Source organism: Halomonas sp. BC04 (assembly GCF_000568385.1).
This window is the reverse complement of record NZ_AZQX01000039.1, coordinates 1-5,315: the sequence shown is the minus strand read 5'-3', so window position 1 is coordinate 5,315 and position 5,315 is coordinate 1. Positions and strand designations below refer to the sequence as shown.

At 52.4% G+C, this 5,315-nt stretch carries 6 protein-coding genes; all 6 read right to left on the bottom strand.

Going from position 1 to position 5,315, the window contains the following annotated elements:
• Window positions 1-55 precede the first annotated feature (55 nt).
• Entirely contained in the window at window positions 56-184 is a 129-nt protein-coding gene (locus Q427_RS29660; protein ID WP_197030478.1) for a hypothetical protein, read from the bottom strand.
• A gap of 110 nt (window positions 185-294) precedes the next feature.
• A complete protein-coding gene (locus Q427_RS02885; protein WP_197030477.1) occupies window positions 295-1,677 on the bottom strand; it encodes an amidase in 1,383 nt (460 codons plus the stop codon).
• A gap of 27 nt (window positions 1,678-1,704) precedes the next feature.
• The gene (locus Q427_RS02880) at window positions 1,705-3,006 is read right to left on the bottom strand and encodes a TRAP transporter large permease (protein WP_043510822.1); all 1,302 of its coding nucleotides are present in this window, start codon (window positions 3,004-3,006) and stop codon (window positions 1,705-1,707) included.
• Window positions 2,999-3,604, bottom strand: coding sequence for a TRAP transporter small permease subunit (locus tag Q427_RS02875; protein WP_051496078.1), 606 nt, complete (start codon window positions 3,602-3,604; stop codon window positions 2,999-3,001). Before Q427_RS02875 ends, Q427_RS02880 begins: the two co-directional genes overlap by 8 nt.
• Before the next feature lie 64 nt (window positions 3,605-3,668).
• Window positions 3,669-4,286 carry a TRAP transporter substrate-binding protein DctP gene (gene dctP / locus Q427_RS30965; RefSeq protein ID WP_155833437.1) on the bottom strand — a complete coding sequence of 206 codons (618 nt, stop codon included), beginning with the start codon at window positions 4,284-4,286 and terminating at the stop codon, window positions 3,669-3,671.
• 476 nt (window positions 4,287-4,762) lie between these two features.
• On the bottom strand, window positions 4,763-5,315 hold a 553-nt coding region (locus Q427_RS02865; RefSeq protein WP_043510820.1), incomplete at its 5' end, for a cyclase family protein.

The window sequence follows — 5,315 nt, the reverse complement described above, 5'->3', positions numbered from 1 at the left end:
AGATGACAGGTGGGCATCGATGCGCCGGGCATTACCCAGAGGCCGTCGGCGTCGATCACCTCCTCGGCGCCTCCAGATCGTGGCCCAGGGTGACGATGCGCCCATCCTTGATGCCGATATCGGCCTGGTAGCGATCGGCGGCGGTGATGATCAGGCCGTTCTTGATCAGGGTATCTAGCTGCATGACAGTAGGCTCTCGCTATGAGGTGGGATTAGAAAAAGGCTGGCTCGTTCGGCTCATGCACCAGTAGGCTTCGCGCAACTGAGCACTTGAAAGCTTCATGACGAATGCCTCTAGCTGGGAGTCAAATGTGGCCATTGATGTTGGAACCCTGCCTCTTCCATCAGCTGGGCCGCATGCAAGAGCATGGCCTCCTGGCCGGGGCGCGCGATCATCTGCACACCGAAAGGAAGTTCGTCGGCTTTTCTTGGCGCCGGAATCGACAAGGCGGGAAAACCGACAAGGGAAACGATGAACGTGCAGGCAAGGTAGTCGATAATACTCTCGCAAGGTTGGCCACCGACTGTCATGACCTCGCCTTGGGAATTCGGGAAAGGCATGACACTGGCGGCAGGCATCAGCAAGATGTCGACATTCTCGAACATTCTCTGAAAAGTCCTCCACGTCCTTGTTCGGGCCATTTCCGCATTCAGGTATTCTTCTGCCGTGATATGCCGGCCTTGTCTTACATTCCAGACGTAGGACTCGGTCAACTGATTTTCATGCTCATCGACCATGCGGCCGAACTTGACCCATGACTCGGCCGCACGAAGCGTCTTGAAGGCCTGGAGCGACCCATCGAGGTCAGGCTTGACGTCGTGGAGTGTGCCAAACACAGGCTCAGCCTGCCGACAAGCATGGTAGAAGGCATCACCCACCTCGTCATCGACGCGAAAGGCTCCATTCAGTGTCAACGATGCCGCAACGCGTGGCTTGCGCGTCTCTCCTGTCGGCCAGCAGGGCTTCAAAGATGTCGGGTCGCCGGGGTGCATGCCGGCCATGACCGAAACCATCAACGAGGCATCCTTCACATTGCGCGCGAGCACGCCTTGGGTCGCAAGGCTGCTCCATCCTAGTGCGCGCCGCGGCTCCGGTATGATTCCCGGAGTTGGTCTCAAACCGATGCAGCCACAAAAGGAAGCAGGGGTGCGAACCGAACCACCGAAGTCGGTTCCCTGTGCGAGGGGCACCATCCCCGTACTTACGGCTACAGCGGAACCACCGCTCGAGCCGGCCGAGGTCAGTCGCGTGTCCCAAGGATTGCAAGTAGGCCCACGCAGGGCATTAGAGCAGACTGCCCCGAAGGCAAACTCGGGTGTGTTGGTCTTTCCAATGATGATCGCTCCAGCCTTACGCAGTCTCGCCACTGACTCCTCGTCCTGAGTGGGCACATTGTCTGCAAAGATCCTGGATCCCTGCGTGGTAAGAAGGCCGGCAGTAGCCGTCACATCCTTGATCGCTACGGGTAACCCATGCAACAGACCTAACGTGCTGCCCGAGGCACGCTCACGGTCGGATTTGCGAGCCGCAGCCCTTGCACCTTCAGCGTCCACAGCGATAAAGGCTTTCAGGCGATCATCGAGTGCATCGATACGCTCGAGGCTTGCCTCAACAATATCGAGAGATGAAACCCTGCCTCTGTGCAGCTCATCCAGCAGACCATGGGCGGAAAGCATTAAAGTATCCATGCATAAAACCCTTTTTCATAAAATCTTGTAAGGGAGCCACGTGACAATGGCTGGAAAAGCAATGATCAGGGCCACTGTCAACAGCACGACTAGAATGAATGGCAACACACCGATGAATACATCCGTCACAGGCCCTGTACGGCGCACACCTTGAACAACGAACAAATTCATACCTACCGGTGGGGTAATCAGCGCCAACTCCATCATCAGCACCAGGAAGATACCAAACCAGACCGGATCGATTCCCATGAAGACGACGACAGGAAATACAATGGGAATAGTACCAACCATCATGGATAGAGTTTCTATAAAACACCCTAAAATCAGATAGAAGACAATCAAAGCCAAAATGAAGCCCAATACACTGAGATCCATTTGAGCAACGAACGCCGTCATAGCCTGAGGCACACCCAGAATACCGATGATGAATTTCAAGTAAAATGCTGCAATGATAATAAGAAGTATCATGGCTGTGGTGCGCACAGTGGAGAGGAATGCTTCATGGAGCATCTTGAAAGTGAGTTCTCGATTGAAAGCAGCCAAGCCAAAAGCCATCATCACACCAACTGCCGCCGCCTCGGTGGGGGTTGCCCAGCCCAAGTAAATACTGCCCATGACGACAGCAAAGATGCTCATGGGAGGAATAAGGTGGCGGAGGCTTTCCATCTTCTTAGCCCAACTTGGCCTTTCCATAGCATTACCAGCCAGCTTTGGATAAAAGCTGCAGATAACGATTATTGCCAACATGAACAGGGAGGCCAAGAGCAAGCCCGGCACAATTCCGGCCGCAAAAAGTCGGCCAATAGATGTACTGGTCAACGCGCCATAAATGATAAGATTAACACTGGGCGGAATCAGGATCCCAAGCGTCGCACCGGCAGCGATGGATCCCAAAACAAGCCTTTCATTATATTGACGTTCCCTAAGTTCGGGCAATGCTACGGTCGAGATAGTAGCGGCTGTTGCTACCGACGAACCTGAAACGGCCGCAAACATTGCGCTCGCACCGATATTGGTATGCAGAAGCCCTCCTGGCAAACGTCCGAGCCAGTCTGATAGACCATGATACATCCGTTGGGTAATTCCGCTACGCAACAACAACTCACCGAGCAGGATGAATAACGGAATAGCCGTCAAGATAAAGTTATTCATGACCGACCAAAGCTGTGTACCGAACGTACCTATTAGTTGCGGGCCAAGATAGACCAGCGCACCCAATACACTAATAAGAAATATAGCCACAGCCACATGGACACCCAACACCATAAGGCCAAGCATGATGGCGAAGCCAATGGCTGCACCTGCAAAATCAATCATGTTTTTCTCCCTTATCAAGCGTGCGCTTGGCCTCTGATACCTGCTCTTCGATCTCATCTTGCAGGGAGGGTGGGCCATACATGTTATTGATATTGTCGACTCGCTTGCGAGACAAGAGCCAGAGGCTATGAAGTGCCATGACACAGGCAACCAAGGCGAACAGGCCAATACCTGCAACCCATAATGATTGTGGAATCCACAGGGGTGTCTGCAGTGGCGTACTGGCACGACTAGTGTATGCGATGCTTTCCTGGAGTGAGTCCCAGGCGCGCAGCAGCATGAACACAGCGAAGCCAGCAAAAAGAGCCGCTGCTATTGTATTCAGAATCGCTTGGACGAATTTTGGAAAATACCCGATGGCGACATCGATTCGAGTGTGCATCCTGTACAGGAGTGCAGAAGCAAAGCCCACAGCTGCCGTAGTCGCCAGCACATAACCTCCGATCTCATCGACACCCTGAACCGAGTGTGAAAGAAACCTTCTTGCCAATATCTCATAGCCAATCAAAAAACTCAGGCCAAGAGCAGCATAACCACAGGCAATGGCTGCTATATTTATTAGGCCTTCAAGCGGTTTTAGATAGTTTTTGTCCCGCATGATCCACCTCCCTATTCGACCGGCCACATGGACAAACCATGGGCCGGCCAGGGTTAAAATACATTTATTCGATGGTTAATCCACGTAGCTCACCAACCGTTTCGTTCCAGATACGTGAGCACTCAGGATAGTTGTTATTACAGGTATTTCCCCAAGTCTGAAGGACTACGGCCTCGACAGCCTCATTGACAAGCTGAATATCAGCTTCTCTGGGCTCCTTCAATGTCATGTTGAAAGGGTTGTAGCCATGGCAATCGTCACCACCAATGGTGCAGTTAACCGCATCGTCAGTCAGGTTTCTGGCCATGTCCCAGAACCGGTCTTCCAGCTCCTGGTAAGCAGCGTCCAGCGCGACCTGGGCTTCCGGGGACAGCCTGTTCCAGGTATCGAGGTTCATGAAGTGCCCTTGCACCGACCAGCTGATGCCATGCATCAGCAGAGAGTCTGTAACTTCGGGCCAGTTGCCGGTATTGGCTGATGTGGGAGAGGTCACAGCACATTCGGCGACACCACGCTGAAGTGCAGGGTAGACCTCCGCAAACTGCATGGTGACGGGTGTAGCCCCAAGATATTCCACAAGTGCTGACATGCTCGGCGTGTAGGAACGTACTCGCAGGCCGTCAAGGTCCTGGACGCCGTCGACATCACCCTTACAGAAAAACACTTGGGGCCGAAGGGCCATAGGCTCATCACTCTAGCACCGAACCGCTCAGCGACACGCTCCTCAAGTGGTGCGCGATATACCTCAACGACTTCCTTTAAAGTGTCGATGTCTGGTGACACACCAATCAGGTCAAGGCCTTCAACAAAGGGATCGTCTCGGGCAGCAGAGCCAATCGTGGTTTCAACGACATCAAAGGCTCCGCTGCGTACGAGCCGAAGAGTATCCTGCATGTTGACACCCACTACATCCAGCGGATTGAAGTTGACTGAAATATCAAGCCCTGTCGTATCTGCCAGATTCGCATAAAATTCTTTTTCCAACTCAGTATGGTGAAGATGGGTCGATACAATTCCGATTGCTCTGAGATTGATTTCTGCCAATGCTGACTGTCCATAAGCAACCACACCAGCGGCTAATGCTGCAATAGCGAACTTCTTTTTGTTGTACATAATCACACTCCGATATCTCTATCTGTTATAGCCTACCGCAACGTTTCAATCGATGAAGGCCAACGCTCTCACCGGTGAGCCTGAAGCCCCCTTGATACGCAGCGGTATACCTTGAAATTGAAATTCACCGACTCCTATCACCTCCTCCAGATTCCACAGCCACTCATAATGGACCATCTCCAGATCACGACAGATCCTGTGGTTAATAAAGAGATTTTCATCGACACGATCTGTTGACGGCCCTTCCACACCATGCACTTTCGAGCCGCGCTCATGTAACCAATGAGTAGCACCCGCACTGATTTGCGGGTTGTTATTGCAGACAGAATCATTCGGCCAGTGCCTTGCATTTAGACCGGTACACATCAGCACGATATGCCCATCTACTCTTACACCAGCTTCCTTCTCAGCGGCTTCCATATCTTCTCTTGTCACCTCACCTCTATCCGGTATATGCCTGAGGTCAAGGCATACGGCTTTCCCCATGAACATTTCCACAGGCATTTTATCAATAGTCGCACCCTCTGGATTATTATGCGATAACGCATCAACATGCGTTCCGGTATGGTCAAGCATACCCATATAATAGGTTGTAAAA